This window comes from Nonomuraea sp. NPDC049152, from assembly GCF_040648355.1.
Classification (GTDB): Bacteria; Actinomycetota; Actinomycetes; order Streptosporangiales; family Streptosporangiaceae; genus Nonomuraea.
The window spans coordinates 16,286-30,699 of sequence record NZ_JBEZDO010000042.1 but is presented as its reverse complement, the minus strand read 5'-3'; the positions used below and the strand labels follow the sequence as shown (position 1 = coordinate 30,699).

The following is a 14,414-nucleotide window of genomic DNA, read 5'->3' as shown; positions in this document are numbered from 1 at the left end:
GCCTGCCCAGGTGACGGTGCACCAACCCGGCCTGGGCCGGTACTACGAGGACTTCGTCGTCGGCGACGTCTACCAGCATCCGCTCGGCCGGACGATCAGCGAGGCCGACAACACCTGGTTCACGCTGCTGACGATGAACACCAACCAGAACCACTTCAACGCGCACTTCGCCGCGAGCGCCCCGGCCGGCAGGATCATCGTGAACTCCGGCCTGTCGGTGGCGATCGTGCTCGGCCTGTCGGTGATCGACGTCAGCCAGACCGCGATGATGAACCTCGGGTGGGAGGAGATCAGGCTCACCCACCCCGTGTTCATCGGCGACACGCTCTACGCCGAGTCGCGAGTGCTGGACCGGCGCGAGTCGAAGTCGCGCCCGTACGCGGGCATCGTCACCTGCGCCACCCGCGGCCTCAACCAGGACGGCGACGAGGTCATGTCATGGCGGCGGACCGTCATGGTCTACAAGCGGGACGCGCCGCACGACAAGGGCTACTTCCCGACCGCCAAGAACGGACCCATGTGATGGACTTCGACCTCGACGAGGACCAGCGGCTGTTCCGCGCCACCCTGAGAGAGTTCGTCGACAAGGAGATCGTGCCCGTCGCCGCCGAATGGGAGCGTTCGGGACGCTACCCGGCGGAGATCGTCGAGCGGTTCAAGGAGCTCGGCCTGTTCGGCATGACGATCCCCGCCCGCTACGGAGGGCTCGAACTCGACCGCGTCTCCTACGCGCTGGTCTTCGAGGAGATCGCGCGCGGCTGGATGGGCGTGGCGGGCGTGCTCGGCTCCCACTCGCTGTCCGCGTGGATGATCGACCAGTACGGTACGCCCGAGCAGAAGGACCGCTACCTGCCCGGCCTGGCCAGCGGCGCCCGCCGTACCGGGATCGCGTTGACCGAGCCGGGAGCGGGCACCGACCTGCAGGGGATCACGACCCGCGCGGTCCGCGACGGCGACCACTACGTGATCAACGGCACGAAGACGTGGATCACCAACGCCCGCTTCGCCGACCCGATGCCCGTCCTGGTGAAGACCTCGGTGGAGACGCCCGCCCACAAGGGCATGTCGATGCTGCTGGTCGAGGCGGACACGCCCGGCTACACCGTCAGCCGCGACCTGCCCAAGCTCGGCTACAAGGGCACGGAGACCTGCGAGATCACCCTGCAGGACGTGCGCGTGCACAAGGACCGGCTGCTCGGCGGCCTCGAGGGGCGCGGCATGCAGCAGGCGCTGTCGGCGCTGGAGCTCGGCAGGGTGAACATCGCCGCCCGCGCCGTCGGCGTCGCGCAGTGCGCCTTCGACGCCGCGCTCGCCTACGCGGGGCAGCGCGAGGCGTTCGGCAGGCCGATCGGCGACTTCCAGGCCATCCAGCTCAAGCTCGCCGACATGGCCACCGACATCCAGGCGGCCAGGCTGATGACGTACTGGGCGGCCTCGAGGTCGGCCAAGGCCGAGGCCGCCATGGCCAAGTACTTCGCGTCCGAGGTGGCGCTGCGGGTGACGATGGAGGCGATGCGCGTGCACGGCGGGTACGGCTACTCGCAGGAGTTCGTCCTCGAACGCCTCTACCGCGACGCGCCGCTGATGGCGATCGGCGAGGGCACCAACGACGTGCAGCGCATCGTGATCGCCAGGGAGCTGCTGAAGGGAACGGTTAGGGTCGGCTGGTGAGCTGTCTGTTCTGCGAGATCGTCGCGGGGGAGCGGGCCGCCTTCGTCGTCTCCTCCGACGAGGTGGCGCTCGCCTTCCTCGACGCCAGGCCCGTCTTCAAGGGGCACCTGCTGGTGGTGCCGCGCGAGCACGTGGAGACGCTGACGGACCTGCCCGACGTGGGGCCCTTCTTCGAGCGCGTCCAGCACCTGGCGGGCGCGGTCGAGAAGGGCCTGGAGGCGGCGGGCACGTTCGTGGCGATGAACAACCGCGTCAGCCAGAGCGTCCCGCACCTGCACGTCCACATCGTGCCGCGCAACAGGAAGGACGGGCTGCGCGGCTTCTTCTGGCCGCGCGTCAAGTACGCCTCCGACGAGGAGGCCGAGTCCTACGCCGCCGCGATCAGGCGAGCCGCCTGAGCCGATCGTCTCGCGCGGGCGCTCGAGATCGTTGACATCGGCGGGAGAGGGATAGGCTCCGGCCGTGGAACCCGTGGTCGTCATCCTGCTCCTGGCCCTGCTCGTGGGCGGTCCCGCCCTCGTGCTGTGGCGGGTGCTGCGCGGGCGGCGCGAGCTCGGGTCCGGGCCCGCCGAGCGGGCCACGTTCGAGACCCTCCACACCGCCTCGCTGGCGGCGCCGCCGCTGCGCGCGGGCCTGTCGGAGGAGGGCGCGCAGAAGGCGTCCAAGCACCTGCGCGAGCTGCTCGGCTCGCCGGCGATCGCCATCACCGACGGCGAGCGGCTGCTGGTCTACGACGGCGCGGGCGAGCACCACGCGGCCGAGGCGTTCGCCCACGCGGCCGAGACGCTCAAGGACGGCCGCACCCAGGTCCTCAACCTCGACTGCGAGCTGCTCGAATGCCCGATCAGGCACGCGGTGGTGGTGCCGCTCACCACCGACGACAGGGTGGTCGGCTCGCTGGCCGCCTACGGCGAGCACACCTCCGCGGGACTGGTCCGCGCCGCCCAGGAGGTCGCCCGCTGGGTCGACTCGCAGCTCGAGCTCGCCGAGCTCGACCGCAGCCGCACCCTGCTGATGGAGGCGGAGGTGCGCGCCCTGCGCGCGCAGATCTCCCCGCACTTCATCTACAACTCCCTCACCACGATCGCCAGCTTCGTCCGCACCGACCCCGAACGCGCCCGCGAGCTGCTGCTGGAGTTCGCCGACTTCACCCGCTACAGCTTCCGCAGGCACGGCGACTTCACCACCCTGGCCGAGGAACTGCACTCCATCGACCGCTACCTCATCCTCGAGCGCGCCCGCTTCGGCGACCATCTGCGCGTCACGCTGCGCATCGCGCCCGAGGTGCTCCCGGTCGCCGTGCCGTTCCTGTGCCTGCAACCCCTCGTCGAGAACGCCGTACGGCACGGCCTCGAATCCAAGAACGGCATCGGCCGCATCACGATCATCGCTGAGGACGCGGGCGCCGAATGCCGCATCAGCGTCGAGGACGACGGCCTCGGCATGGACCCCGAGCGCCTGCGCCGCATCCTCGCCGGAGACGTCTCGGCCGAGAGCGGCGTCGGCCTGGCCAACGTCGACGAGCGGCTGCGCCAGGTCTACGGCGACGAGTACGGCATCGTCGTCGAGACGGCCCAGGGCGCCGGCACCAAGGTCAACATCAGGGTCCCGAAGTACCACCCAGGGGTCTCGGCCCGCTGAGCGGCTGCGCACGACCACCTCGTCGGCCGCGCCGTCATCGCAGGAGACCGATCGACCCGGATCCGCGCGCGCACGATGAGACCACACGACGATTTCGCGAGCCTGTGATCGCGTCGTGACAGGCTTGACGCCTGATGTCTGTTTCATCACTCTCAAATGGTTGAAGGGAGAACCGTGAACGGGCTGCGGGTGCTGGCGGTGGACGATGAGCTTCCCGCGCTCGAGGACCTGTCGTACCTGCTGCGAGCCGATCCCAGGATCGGCGAGGTGGCCACGGCCCGCGACGGGGCGGCGGCGCTGCGGCTGCTCGACAGGGGCATCGCCGGGGGCAGGCCGATCGACGCGGTCTTCCTCGACATCAGGATGCGCGGGCTGGACGGGGTGGTGCTGGGCAGGCTGCTGTCGCAGTTCGCCAACCCGCCGCGGGTCGTCTTCGTGACCGCCTACGAGGAGCACGCGGTCGACGCCTTCGAGATCAAGGCCGAGGACTACCTGCTCAAGCCGGTGCGTCCCGAACGGCTGGCCGAGGCGATCAGGCGGGTGTGCGTCTCCGCCGACGTGCCGGTCGAGAGCGCGGAGTCCGACACGATTCCCGTCGAGCTGGGCGGAGTGACCCGCTTCGTCTCCACCGCCGACGTCATCTACGTGGAGGCGCAGGGCGACTACGCGCGCCTGCACACCGCCACCGGCAGCCACCTGGTGCGCATCCCGCTGGCCACGTTGGAGGAGCGGTGGGCCTCCTCCGGCTTCGTCCGCGTGCACCGCAGCCATCTGGTCGCGGTCAGGCACATCGAGGAGTTGCACATCGACTCGGGCCGGTGCACGGTCAGGGTGGGCGACACCGAGATCCCGGTCAGCCGCCGGCACACGCGCGAGCTGCGTGACCTTCTGCTGCGGAGGGCGAAGCGATGAAGGGCCGCGTCACCGTCACCAGCCCGCGCACGGCCGCCGCGCGCCGTCCCCGCTACCCGGCCAGCAGGGAGATCGACGAGCAGACGCGCCTGGGCGAGGTCTACATGCGGTCGCTGCTGCGCACCCAGTTCAGGCTGGCCCTGTTCGTCTGCACGGTGCTGGCCTGCGTGGTGCTCGGCCTGCCGCTGGTGTTCCTGCTGGTGCCCGAGCTCCGCTCGGCCGACATGGCGGGCGTGCCGCTGCCGTGGGCGGTGCTGGCCGGGCTGATCTACCCGCTGTTCGTCGCGGGGGCGTGGCTCTACGTACGGCAGGCCGAACGCAACGAGCGCCACTTCGAAGACCTGGTCGAGCGACAGTGAACGAGCCAGGGGACCACGCACCGCCGGGGCTCGCGTGAGTCTCGCGGCCGTCGGCCTGGTGATGGTCGCGGCGATCCTGATCGGGGCGTTCGGGCTGCGGCTCTCGCGCACCACCTCCGACTTCTACGTCGCCTCCAGGACCGTCACCCCGCTGTGGAACGCCTCGGCCATCGGCGGCGAGTACCTGTCGGCCGCCTCCTTCCTCGGCATCGCCGGCCTCATCCTCGCCCACGGCGCCGACATGCTGTGGCTGCCCGTGGGCTGGACCGGCGGCTACCTCGTGCTGCTCGTGCTGGTCTCCGCGCCGTTGCGCCGCTCGGGCGCCTACACGCTGCCTGACTTCGCCGAGTCCAGGCTGGAGTCGATGGCCGTGCGCAGGATCGCCAGCGTGCTGGTCGTGCTCATCGGCTGGCTCTACCTGATGCCGCAGTTCCAGAGCGCGGGCATCGTACTGCGCGCGATCACCGGGGCGCCCGGCTGGGTGGGCGGGCTGCTGGTGGCGGTGGTCGTGGCGGTGAACGTGCTGTCGGGCGGGATGCGGTCGATCACCTTCGTCCAGGCCTTCCAGTACTGGCTCAAGCTGACCGCCCTCGCGCTTCCGCTGGTGTTCCTGCTGATGGCGTGGCGTTCCGGCGGTTCGCCCGGCTTGCCGGAGCACGACCTGGCCCACTGGCGGCTGCCGCTGGCCAGCACGAAGGAGTACGGGCTCTACTCCACCTACTCGTTGATCCTGGCGACGTTCCTCGGCACGATGGGGTTGCCGCACGTGCTGGTGCGCTTCTACACCAACCCGGACGGGCGGGCGGCCCGCCGTACGACGCTGGTGGTGCTGTCGCTGCTGGGCGCCTTCTACCTGCTGCCGGCGATCTACGGATGGCTGGGCCGGATCTACGCGCCCGACCTGGTCGGCACGGACGCGGTGGTGCTGACGCTGCCAGGGCGGGTGATCGGCGGCACGCTCGGCGACGTGCTGACCGCGCTGGTGACCGCGGGCGCGTTCGCGGCGTTCCTGTCGACCTCCTCGGGGCTGACGGTGTCGGTGGCGGGCGTGATCGCGCAGGACCTGCTCGGCGGCGGGGCGGTGCGCGCCTTCCGCCTGGCGACGCTGATGGCCGTGGCGGTGCCGCTGGGCCTGGCGGTCTGGGCCAGGGCGCTGCCGGTCGCCGACGTGGTCGGGCTGGCGTTCGCCGTGGCGGCCTCCTCCTTCTGCCCGCTGCTGGTACTGGGCATCTGGTGGCGCAGGCTGTCGTCGACGGGCGCGCTGGCCGGGCTGCTGGTGGGCGGCGGCCTGGCGTGCGCGGCGGTGATGGCGCAGATCACCGGCGGCCCCTACGACGGGCTCATCGGCGCGCTGCTGGCCCAGCCCGCGGCCTGGACGGTGCCGATCGCGTTCGTCGTGATGATCGTCATGTCGTTCCTCACCCCGCACCGGGTGCCGGCGGGGGTGGCCAGGACCATGGTGCGACTGCACACCCCCGAGTCGCTCAACCTGGACCGCGGCGACTGGCGTCCCCGTTCGTCGTGACGGGCAGCTCGCCCGAGCCGCGCACCACCAGCTCGACCGGCACTCTGACGCGCCGCGGCGGCCCGCCGTCCAGCAGCAGGTCCACGGCGGTACGGCCGAGCAGCGCCGTGTCGTAGCGCACCACCGTCACCCCCGGATCGAAGACCTCGGCCAGCGCGAAGTCGTCGAACCCCACGAAGGCGGGCTTGTCCCGCCGTTCCCTCAGCGCCTGCAGGATGCCGATCGCCGCCCTGTTGTTGGTGGCGAAGAAGGCCGTGGGCGGGTCGGGCAGCGCCAGCAGCCGGTCCACCTCGCGCGCCGCCCGCCACGGGTCGAACACCCCGCGCGTCACCAGCGCCTCGTCCACCTCGCCGAGCGCCTCGCGGTAGCCGCGCGCCCTGTCGTGCACCGAGCTGAGCGCCTCGTCGTCGGAGATGAGCGCGATCCGCCGGTGCCCGCGCGCCATGAGGTGCTCGGTGGCCAGGCGCCCGCCCTTGAAGTCGTCGAGCAGCACCGCGCTGGAGTCGGGCACGCCGGAAGGCAGCCGGTCGACGAACACGGCGCGCAGCCCGCCCGCGAGCAGCTCGCCGAGCCAGGCGTGCCCGTCGGCCGAGGGCACCAGGATGAGCGAGTCGACGCCGCGCGCGAACATCGACTCCACCAGCATCCGCTCGCGCTCGGGCCGTTCCTCGTAGGAGCCGAAGACCACCAGCGCCTCGTGCTCGGCCGCCGCGCTCTCCACCGCCGCGGCCAGGTGGGAGTAGAACTGGTTGGAGATGTTCTCCATCACCAGGCCGATCGTGAGCATCGCGGCGCCCCTGGCCAGGCGGCTGGCCGCCTCGTTGCGCCGGAAGCCGAGCGCGTTGATCGCCTCCTGCACCCTGAGCTGGAGCGATGCGCTGACGTGCGGCTCCTGGTTGACCACTCTGGAGACCGTCTTCAGGCTCACCCCCGCGTGCCTGGCCACATCCGCCATGGTGGGCTGCTTGCGCGCTGTCATAGTGTCCCCCCATGAACGATGACTGGATCTGCGGCAGGCTGGGCGAGGACGAACCGTGGGCGCTGGGCGCGGTCAATCCGCCGATCTTCGAGAACTCCCTGTTCACCTTCGAGACGGCAGGCGACCTCGCTGAGGCGATCAAGGACGAGGACGAGCGCTACGTCTACTGGCGCGGCACCAACCCCACCGTCGACGTGGCGCAGCGCAAGCTGGCCGCGCTGGAACGAGCCGACCGGGCCAAGTGCTTCGGCTCGGGGATGGGCGCGATCTCGGCGACCATCTCGTCGCTGGTGTCGGCAGGCGACCACGTGCTGGTGCTCGGCGCCATCTACGGGCCGACCACGCAGTTCCTGCGCTACCTGGAGAAGTTCGGTGTCACGCACACACACGTCGGCGACCTCGCTGGTCTTGACAGCGCTATCAGATCGAACACGCGAGTACTCTACTTCGAGTCGCCGTCCTATATGAGCTACCGGCTGGTGGACATCGCGGAGGTGGCGGCGTGGGCCTCGGGCCACGGGCTCGTCTCCGTCATGGACAACACCTGGTCGACGCCGCTGTTCCAGAAGCCGCTCACCATGGGCGTCGATCTGGTGATCCACTCGCTGTCGAAGTACGTGGGAGGGCACAGCGACCTGGTCGGCGGGGTGGTGGCCGGCTCCACCGAGCTGATCAGGCCGATCGCGCTGACGGAGTACCAGCTGTACGGCGCGGCGATGTCGCCGCACGACGCCGCCAAGGTGATCAAGGGGTTGCGCACACTCCCCGTGCGGATGGCCGCCCACCAGGAGCGCGGACTGGCCGTGGCCTCCTTCCTCGACAAGCACGAGGCGGTGCGGGCCGTCCACCATCCTGGGCTGCCCTCCCATCCCGACCACGAGCTGGCGTCGCGGCAGATGGCCGGCTTCTCCAGCGTCTTCGGCATCGAGCTCGACAGCGATGACCGGCAGGTCGTGGCGGGCTTCCTGGACCGGCTCGGGGTCTTCAGGATCGCGGTGTCGTGGGGCGGGTTCGAGAGCCTGGTCGCGGCGCCCGCGCTGACCATCGAGGAGTCGGTGCGCGCCACCATGGGCATCCCTGTCGGGCTCGTGCGCCTCTCGGTGGGCCTCGAACCCGCCGACGCACTCGTCGAGGATCTGGCTCTAGCGCTGGAGGGGGTTATGCCCCTAGCTTGAGTGACAGCGCTGTCACCCAGGAGGCACCCATGAGAACAACTCCCCTCCTCGCGGCCCTGGCCGCCACCACCCTGACGATCGCAGCCTGCGGCTCGGGCTCGTCGTCCGATGGCGGCGGCACGGTCAGTCTCCGCATGATCGAGAGTCTGACCAGCCCCGAAAGGACCAAGCTGATCAAGGGCCTGCTCGCCGAGTTCGAGAAGGCCAACCCAGGTGTGGAGGTGGAGCTCATCTCGCCGCCCTTGGACAGTGCGGACCAGAAGATCACCCAGATCCTGCAGACGAAGAAGGACTTGGACGTGCTGGAAGTGCGCGACCACACGGTCAAGTCCTTCTCCAACAACGGCTGGCTGGCCGAACTGCCCACCACGCAGTGGGCGGGCTGGAACGACCTGACCGAACTGGCCAAGAAGAAGGCCGTGGAGGTGGGCGGCAAGCCATACCTCATCCCCTACGGCTTCTACCAGCGGGCGCTGTTTTACAGGACCGACTGGGGCATGGCCAAGCCGCCCACCACCTGGGAGGAGCTGTACCAGGAGGGCAAGAAGATGACCACCGCCGAGCGGTACGGCTACTCCTTCAGGGGCGGCAAGGGCGGCGCCGACTACGCTGTCCAGATGATCAGCGCCTACAACGGCGAGGCGCTGGACCCTGAGAAGTCCTTCTACCTCAAGGACAAGAAGACCATCTTCTCCACGCCCGAGGCGGCCCAGGCCATGGACCTCTTCGTGAAGATCTTCAAGGAGGCGTCGCCGCCCGACTCGGTCTCCTGGGGCTACCCGGAGATGGTGCAGGGCTTCACCTCGGGCGTCACCGGGATGCTGATCCAGGACCCCGAGGTGATCAAGACGGTGGAGGAGAGCGGGGTCAAGGCCTGGTCGACCGCGCCGATCCCCAAGGGTCCCACCGGCTACGCCTTCCAGCCCGTCGGCTACGCCGGATGGGGCGTCACCTCCTTCAGCGCCCACGAGGCCGAGGCGGTCAAGCTGGTGCAGTTCCTGTCGGAGTCCAAGCAGAGCATCGCCTTCGCCAAGGGCAACTCGCTGATCCCGATCTCGGCCTCCGCGCAGAAGGACCCGCAGTTCTCGCAGGGCGCGTGGAAGGCCTACCTGGAGGCGCAGCAGGACCCCAAGCAGGTCATCACGATCAGGCCCGTCGACTCGCCCGGCTGGAGCCAGTTCCTGGTCGACTCCGACCGTGACGTGCAGGCGCTGCTGACCGGAAAGAAGAGCGCGGCCGAGGTGCTGAAGGGCTGGGACGCGTTCTGGGCAGGTCAGGCTTCGTGAGCCGTCCCGCCTTCACCACGCGGAAGGCGGGGCTCATCGCGCTCTGCCTTCTGCCCGGAGTCGTCTTCGTCGCGCTCTTCACCTACTACCCGATGGTGCGCGGCAGCGTCATCGCCTTCCAGCGCTACAACCTGTTCGACCTGACCTCCACGCCGTTCGTGGGGCTGGACAACTTCAGGGCGGTGCTGGCGGAGGACAGGTTCTGGACGGCGCTGCGCAACACCGGCACCTGGGTCGTCGTCTCGCTGTTCTTCCAGTTCTTCCTCGGGTTCGGCCTCGCCCTGCTGCTGCGCCGCCACTTCCGCGGCAGGGGGCTCTACCAGGCGTGGGTGTTCTTCCCCTGGGCGATGTCGGGGTTCCTGATCGGGCTGCTGTGGCGGTGGATGTTCAACGGTCAGTTCGGCGTGATCAACGATCTGCTGCTGCGCACCGGGATCATCGACACCCGCATCGGGTTCCTGTCCTCGCCCGGCTGGGCCATGACGTCGGTGATCGTGGCCAACGTCTGGTACGGCGTGACGTTCTTCGCGATCATGATCATGGCGGCGCTGCAGTCGGTGCCGCGCGAGCTGTACGAGGCGGCCGCCGTGGACGGCGCTTCCAGGCTGCGGCAGTTCTGGCACGTGACGCTGCCGCACATCCGCCCGACGCTGGCGCTGATCGTGCTGCTGCGGGTGATCTGGATCCTGAACTTCCCCGACCTCATCTACTCGATGACCGGGGGCGGTCCCGCGGGCTCGACGGACATCGTGACGACCTTCCTGATCCAGCAGGTGATGGGCGGCGACTACGGCAGGGCCGGCGCGGTCGGCTTCCTCGTCCTCGGCCTCCTGCTGGCCTTCAGCGTCTTCTACCTCAACGCCACCCGCTTCGAGAGGTCCCGATGATCGTGCGGCGAACGGCCAAGGTGGTCGTGCTGGGAGTCTGGCTCCTGATCACGATCTTCCCGCTGTACTGGGTCGTCATCACCTCGCTCAAGCCCAAGAGCGAGATCTTCTCCATGCCGCTGCGCTACTGGCCCGAGGAGCTCACCTTCGAGCACTACGCCGAGCTGTTCTCCTTCGCCGACTTCGGTCGCTACCTGCTCAACAGCATGGTCGTCGCTCTGGTGTCGGCGGCGGTGGTCACCGTGATCGGGGTGCTCGGCGGTTACGTGCTGGCCCGCTTCGACTTCCCCGGCAGGGGAGCGCTCATGCTGGCCTTCCTCGTCACGCAGATGATCCCGCTGTTCATCGCCCTGGGCCCGCTGTATCTCCTGATGTCCGACATGGAGCTGCTCAACCGGCTGCCCGGGCTCATGGTCGTGTACATCGCCATGCTGGTGCCGTTCTGCACGATCATCATGCGCGGGTTCCACGAGCGGGTGCCCGCGGCGCTGGAGGAGGCGGCACAGGTGGACGGCGCGTCCAGGCTGCAGGCGATGGTCCGGGTGATCATCCCGGTCATGCTGCCCGGCATCGCGGCCACCTTCATCTTCGCCTTCGTCCAGGTGTGGAACGAGTTGTTCCTGGCGATCACGTTCATCGACAGCGAGGACGCCAAGACCGTCCCGGTCGCCATGAACTCCTTCATCACCCAGTACGACATCGACTGGGGGTCCATGGCGGCGGCCACCGTGGTGTCGGTGATCCCGACGTTGGTGCTCTTCGCCGCGATCCGCCGTTATATCGTCGAAGGGCTCACCGCGGGTGCGGTGAAGGGCTGACAGGGACACGTGTTCGACCGTTCAACCCGCAAATCAGACCTTTCATCGCAAGTCCTCATCAGCTGGTCGCCACGCCGGGGCGGCTCGCCGAACGAACGGACTGCCCCCCTCCACGGACGGTACCTTGCCCTCCTACCTTGTGCGTGATCCGCATCACACCCCGGAGGGCGTTGAGCCGTGACTACCAGAGAACATGACACATCTGTCTACGAACAGGTACAGGCCAGCAGTGAGTTCCAGGAGCTGAAGCGGCGCTTCAGGGCGTGGACCTTCCCCATGACCGTGGCGTTCCTGGCGTGGTACCTGCTGTACGTGGTGCTGTCCGCCTGGGCGCGTGACTTCATGGGCATCAAGCTCTTTGGCAACATCAACGTCGCGCTGGTCTTCGGTCTGCTGCAGTTCGTCTCCACCTTCTGGATCGCGTGGGCCTACGCCAGGCACGCCGAGAAGAAGCTCGACCCCATCGCCGACAAGCTGCGCCACGAGGTCGAGGAGAAGATCCAGTGAACCTGTCCGCGATCCTGTTCCTGGCCTTCGTCCTGGTCACCCTCGGCATCACCTTCTGGGCCAGCCGCCAGACGAAGACGGCCGCCGACTACTACGCCGGCGGCCGCTCCTTCAGCGGATTCCAGAACGGCCTGGCCATCGGCGGCGACTACATGTCGGCCGCCTCGTTCCTGGGCATCGCGGGCATCATCGCGCTGTCCGGCTACGACGGATTCCTGTACTCGATCGGCTTCCTCGTGGCGTGGCTGGTCGCGCTGCTGCTGGTGGCCGAGCTCATGCGCAACTCGGGTAAGTTCACGATGGCCGACGTCCTGGCCTTCAGGATGAGCCCCCGCCCCGTGCGCACCGCGGCCGGCGTCTCCACGATCGTGGTGAGCATCTTCTACCTGTTGGCCCAGATGGTGGGCGCGGGCGCGCTGGTCGGCCTGCTGCTCGACATCCACTCTGCGGAGGGCAAGGTCTGGACGATCATCGGTGTCGGCATCCTCATGATCATCTATGTGGTCGTCGGCGGCATGAAGGGCACCACCTGGGTCCAGATCGTCAAGGCCGTCCTGCTGATGAGCGGCGCGGCCCTGGTCACGCTGCTCGTGCTCGGCAAGTTCGGCTTCAACCTGTCGGCGCTGCTCGGCGACGCCGCCGCGCAGAGCGGCAAGGGCGACGCCTTCCTGAACGGGGGCGGCAAGTACGCCACCGACGCCCAGGGCCTGACCGGCAAGATCGACCTGATCAGCCTCGGCCTCGCGCTGGTCCTCGGCACCGCGGGCCTGCCGCACATCCTCATCCGCTTCTACACCGTCCCGACCGCCAAGGACGCCCGCAAGTCCGTCCTGTGGGGCATCGGCATCATCGGCACCTTCTACCTGCTGACCCTCGTCCTCGGCTTCGGCGCCGCGGCCCTGGTCGGCAGCAAGGCCATCGCGGCGGGTGACAAGGCGGGCAACACCGCCGCCCCGATGCTCGCCGAGAAGATCGGCCAGGACATCTTCGGCCCCGTCGGCGGCACGATCCTGCTCGCGCTCATCGGCGCCGTCGCCTTCGCCACCATCCTGGCGGTGGTCGCGGGCCTGACCCTCGCCTCCTCCTCCAGCTTCGCCCACGACCTGTACGCCCACGTGTTCAAGCGCGGCAACGCCACCGAGCGCGAGGAGGTCGTGGTCGCCAGGGTGTCGGCGTTCGTCATCGGCGCGATCGCCATCGGGCTCGGCATCCTGGCCCAGGGGCAGAACGTCGCCTTCCTGGTCGCCCTCGCCTTCGCGGTGGCCGCCTCGGGCAACCTGCCCGCGATCCTCTACAGCCTGTTCTGGAGGAGGTTCAACACGGTCGGCGCCGTCTCGGCCATCTACGGCGGCCTGGTGTCCGCCCTCATCCTGGTGATCTTCTCTCCGGTGGTGTCGGGCTCGGCCACCGCGCTGTTCAAGGACGCGAACTTCGCCTGGTTCCCGCTGTCGAACCCGGGCATCATCTCGATCCCGCTCGGCTTCTTCTTCGGCTGGCTCGGCACCGTGCTGAGCAAGGAGTACAACGCAGGCAAGTACGCCGAGATCGAGGTCCGCTCCCTCACCGGTGTCGGCGCCGAGAAGGCAGTCCAGCACTGACCCTCTCGTGATCGAAGGGCCCGGCTCCCTGGAGCCGGGCCCTTCCTCTGCCCAGGGAAAGCCGAGCCCGCCGACGTCGTCGCCGGAGTCAGCGGCAGGAGACGCCGGCTGAGGGGAGGGGATTCAGCGGGAGGCCTCGTCGAGCAGGGCGAGCTCCTCGGCGTTCAGCCGCAGGCCGACCGCGTCCAGTAGCGGCTTGAGCTGAGCGGCCTCCCGCACGCCGGCCAGCGGGGCGGCCACGGTCGGCTGCGCCATCAACCAGGCCAGCGCCACCGTCGCCTGCTCGACGCCCCTGCCGGAGGCCACCGTGGCCAGAGCCTTGAGGACGCGCGGCCCTCGCTCGGTCGTCAGGTACTCCGACGCCTTGCCGGCGCGCGGGCTGTCGACGACCACGCCGGGCGCGTACTTGCCGGTCAGGAAGCCGCGCGCCAGCCCCGCCCACGGCGTGCTCGACAGCCCCTCGCGGGCCACGACGTCGCGCAGGTCGCCCTCGTAGCCGCGCTCCACGAGGTTGTAGTGCTGCTGCAGCGCCACGTAGCGGGCCAGGCCCTCCTCGTCGGCGACGCGCAGCGCCTCGGCCAGCCGCGGCGCCTCGTGGTTGGAGGCCCCCAGGTAGCGGACCTTGCCCTCGCGCACCAGCGCGTCGAAGGCCGCGAGCGTGTCGGCGAGAGGGGTGTCGCGGTCGTCGACGTGCGCCCAGTACAGGTCGATACGGTCGGTGCGCAGGCGGCGAAGCGAGTTCTCCACCGCGCCGCGGATCGTGGCGGGCGACAGGCCCTGGAAACCGGCCAGCATGCCGACCTTGGTGGCCAGGACGATCGAGTCGCGGTTGCCGCGCTCGGCCATCCACTCCCCGATGATGATCTCCGAGGTGGGCTCGCCCGTCGCCCAGCTCGGGTACACGTCGGCGGTGTCGATGAAGTTCCCGCCCGCCTCCACGTAAGCGTCGAGGATCGCGAAGGAGGCCTCGCGGTCGGCGGTCCAGCCGAAGGTGTTGGTGCCCAGGCAAAGAGAGAACACGGACAGGGCCGTGGTGCTGATCGTTCGCATCCGGCT

15 protein-coding genes are annotated in these 14,414 nt (G+C 69.2%); 13 read left to right on the top strand and 2 right to left on the bottom strand.

Translation table 11 applies throughout. From position 1 onward, the window contains the following. The first annotated feature begins 10 nt into the window (after positions 1–10). The 7 genes from AB0B45_RS45695 to AB0B45_RS45665 all read left to right on the top strand — a co-directional run bounded on the left by AB0B45_RS45695 (position 11) and on the right by AB0B45_RS45665 (position 6,108). Positions 11–523 (top strand): MaoC family dehydratase, encoded by a 513-nt coding sequence (locus AB0B45_RS45695; protein ID WP_358144375.1) that lies wholly within the window; start codon positions 11–13, stop codon positions 521–523. Then, positions 523–1,671, top strand: coding sequence for an acyl-CoA dehydrogenase family protein (locus tag AB0B45_RS45690; RefSeq protein WP_358144373.1), 1,149 nt, complete (start codon positions 523–525; stop codon positions 1,669–1,671). Before AB0B45_RS45695 ends, AB0B45_RS45690 begins: the two co-directional genes overlap by 1 nt. Then, positions 1,668–2,069, top strand: coding sequence for an HIT family protein (locus AB0B45_RS45685; protein WP_358144372.1), 402 nt, complete (start codon positions 1,668–1,670; stop codon positions 2,067–2,069). Before AB0B45_RS45690 ends, AB0B45_RS45685 begins: the two co-directional genes overlap by 4 nt. 64 nt (positions 2,070–2,133) lie before the next feature. Beyond that, a complete protein-coding gene (locus AB0B45_RS45680) occupies positions 2,134–3,312 on the top strand; it encodes a histidine kinase (RefSeq protein WP_358144370.1) in 1,179 nt (392 codons plus the stop codon). Between the two features lie 174 nt (positions 3,313–3,486). Next, on the top strand, positions 3,487–4,224 hold the full coding sequence (locus AB0B45_RS45675) for a LytTR family DNA-binding domain-containing protein (RefSeq protein ID WP_358144368.1): 738 nt from the start codon (positions 3,487–3,489) through the stop codon (positions 4,222–4,224). Continuing rightward, complete coding sequence (locus AB0B45_RS45670) at positions 4,221–4,583, top strand: hypothetical protein (protein WP_358144365.1); 363 nt, start codon at positions 4,221–4,223, stop codon at positions 4,581–4,583. Before AB0B45_RS45675 ends, AB0B45_RS45670 begins: the two co-directional genes overlap by 4 nt. A gap of 61 nt (positions 4,584–4,644) precedes the next feature. Beyond that, the gene (locus AB0B45_RS45665; RefSeq protein ID WP_358144463.1) at positions 4,645–6,108 is read left to right on the top strand and encodes a cation acetate symporter; all 1,464 of its coding nucleotides are present in this window, start codon (positions 4,645–4,647) and stop codon (positions 6,106–6,108) included. Here AB0B45_RS45665 and AB0B45_RS45660 read toward each other — a convergent pair. After that, positions 6,068–7,087, bottom strand: a complete 1,020-nt coding sequence (locus AB0B45_RS45660; RefSeq protein ID WP_358144363.1) for a LacI family DNA-binding transcriptional regulator — start codon at positions 7,085–7,087, stop codon at positions 6,068–6,070. The genes AB0B45_RS45665 and AB0B45_RS45660 overlap by 41 nt on opposite strands. 11 nt (positions 7,088–7,098) lie before the next feature. Between AB0B45_RS45660 and AB0B45_RS45655 the strand changes: the two genes are divergently transcribed. The 6 genes from AB0B45_RS45655 (at position 7,099) to AB0B45_RS45630 (ending at position 13,358) form a co-directional block, all read left to right on the top strand. Next, the gene (locus AB0B45_RS45655; RefSeq protein WP_358144362.1) at positions 7,099–8,262 is read left to right on the top strand and encodes a PLP-dependent aspartate aminotransferase family protein; all 1,164 of its coding nucleotides are present in this window, start codon (positions 7,099–7,101) and stop codon (positions 8,260–8,262) included. A 29-nt stretch (positions 8,263–8,291) separates the two neighbouring features. Continuing rightward, positions 8,292–9,548, top strand: a complete 1,257-nt coding sequence (locus AB0B45_RS45650; RefSeq protein ID WP_358144360.1) for a sugar ABC transporter substrate-binding protein — start codon at positions 8,292–8,294, stop codon at positions 9,546–9,548. Beyond that, positions 9,545–10,435 carry a sugar ABC transporter permease gene (locus AB0B45_RS45645; protein ID WP_358144358.1) on the top strand — a complete coding sequence of 297 codons (891 nt, stop codon included), beginning with the start codon at positions 9,545–9,547 and terminating at the stop codon, positions 10,433–10,435. Before AB0B45_RS45650 ends, AB0B45_RS45645 begins: the two co-directional genes overlap by 4 nt. After that, the gene (locus AB0B45_RS45640; RefSeq protein ID WP_358144356.1) at positions 10,432–11,253 is read left to right on the top strand and encodes a carbohydrate ABC transporter permease; all 822 of its coding nucleotides are present in this window, start codon (positions 10,432–10,434) and stop codon (positions 11,251–11,253) included. The genes AB0B45_RS45645 and AB0B45_RS45640 overlap by 4 nt, the downstream gene beginning before the upstream one ends. 177 nt (positions 11,254–11,430) lie before the next feature. After that, the gene (locus AB0B45_RS45635) at positions 11,431–11,760 is read left to right on the top strand and encodes a DUF485 domain-containing protein (RefSeq protein WP_358144354.1); all 330 of its coding nucleotides are present in this window, start codon (positions 11,431–11,433) and stop codon (positions 11,758–11,760) included. Next, the gene (locus tag AB0B45_RS45630; RefSeq protein WP_358144352.1) at positions 11,757–13,358 is read left to right on the top strand and encodes a cation acetate symporter; all 1,602 of its coding nucleotides are present in this window, start codon (positions 11,757–11,759) and stop codon (positions 13,356–13,358) included. Before AB0B45_RS45635 ends, AB0B45_RS45630 begins: the two co-directional genes overlap by 4 nt. Before the next feature lie 123 nt (positions 13,359–13,481). Here the strand turns inward: AB0B45_RS45630 and AB0B45_RS45625 are convergent, their stop codons facing one another. Then, a complete protein-coding gene (locus tag AB0B45_RS45625) occupies positions 13,482–14,408 on the bottom strand; it encodes an aldo/keto reductase (RefSeq protein WP_358144349.1) in 927 nt (308 codons plus the stop codon). Positions 14,409–14,414 lie beyond the last annotated feature (6 nt).

Bases quoted from the DNA above. Each gene is read 5' to 3' on its own strand.
- AB0B45_RS45655 (WP_358144362.1), top strand. From the start codon at position 7,099: ATGAACGATGACTGGATCTGCGGCAGGCTGGGCGAGGACGAACCGTGG.
- AB0B45_RS45650 (WP_358144360.1), top strand. From the start codon at position 8,292: ATGAGAACAACTCCCCTCCTCGCGGCCCTGGCCGCCACCACCCTGACG.
- AB0B45_RS45625 (WP_358144349.1), bottom strand. From the start codon at position 14,408: ATGCGAACGATCAGCACCACGGCCCTGTCCGTGTTCTCTCTTTGCCTG.
- AB0B45_RS45640 (WP_358144356.1), top strand. From the start codon at position 10,432: ATGATCGTGCGGCGAACGGCCAAGGTGGTCGTGCTGGGAGTCTGGCTC.
- AB0B45_RS45690 (WP_358144373.1), top strand. From the start codon at position 523: ATGGACTTCGACCTCGACGAGGACCAGCGGCTGTTCCGCGCCACCCTG.
- AB0B45_RS45665 (WP_358144463.1), top strand. From the start codon at position 4,645: ATGGTCGCGGCGATCCTGATCGGGGCGTTCGGGCTGCGGCTCTCGCGC.
- AB0B45_RS45670 (WP_358144365.1), top strand. From the start codon at position 4,221: ATGAAGGGCCGCGTCACCGTCACCAGCCCGCGCACGGCCGCCGCGCGC.
- AB0B45_RS45660 (WP_358144363.1), bottom strand. From the start codon at position 7,087: ATGACAGCGCGCAAGCAGCCCACCATGGCGGATGTGGCCAGGCACGCG.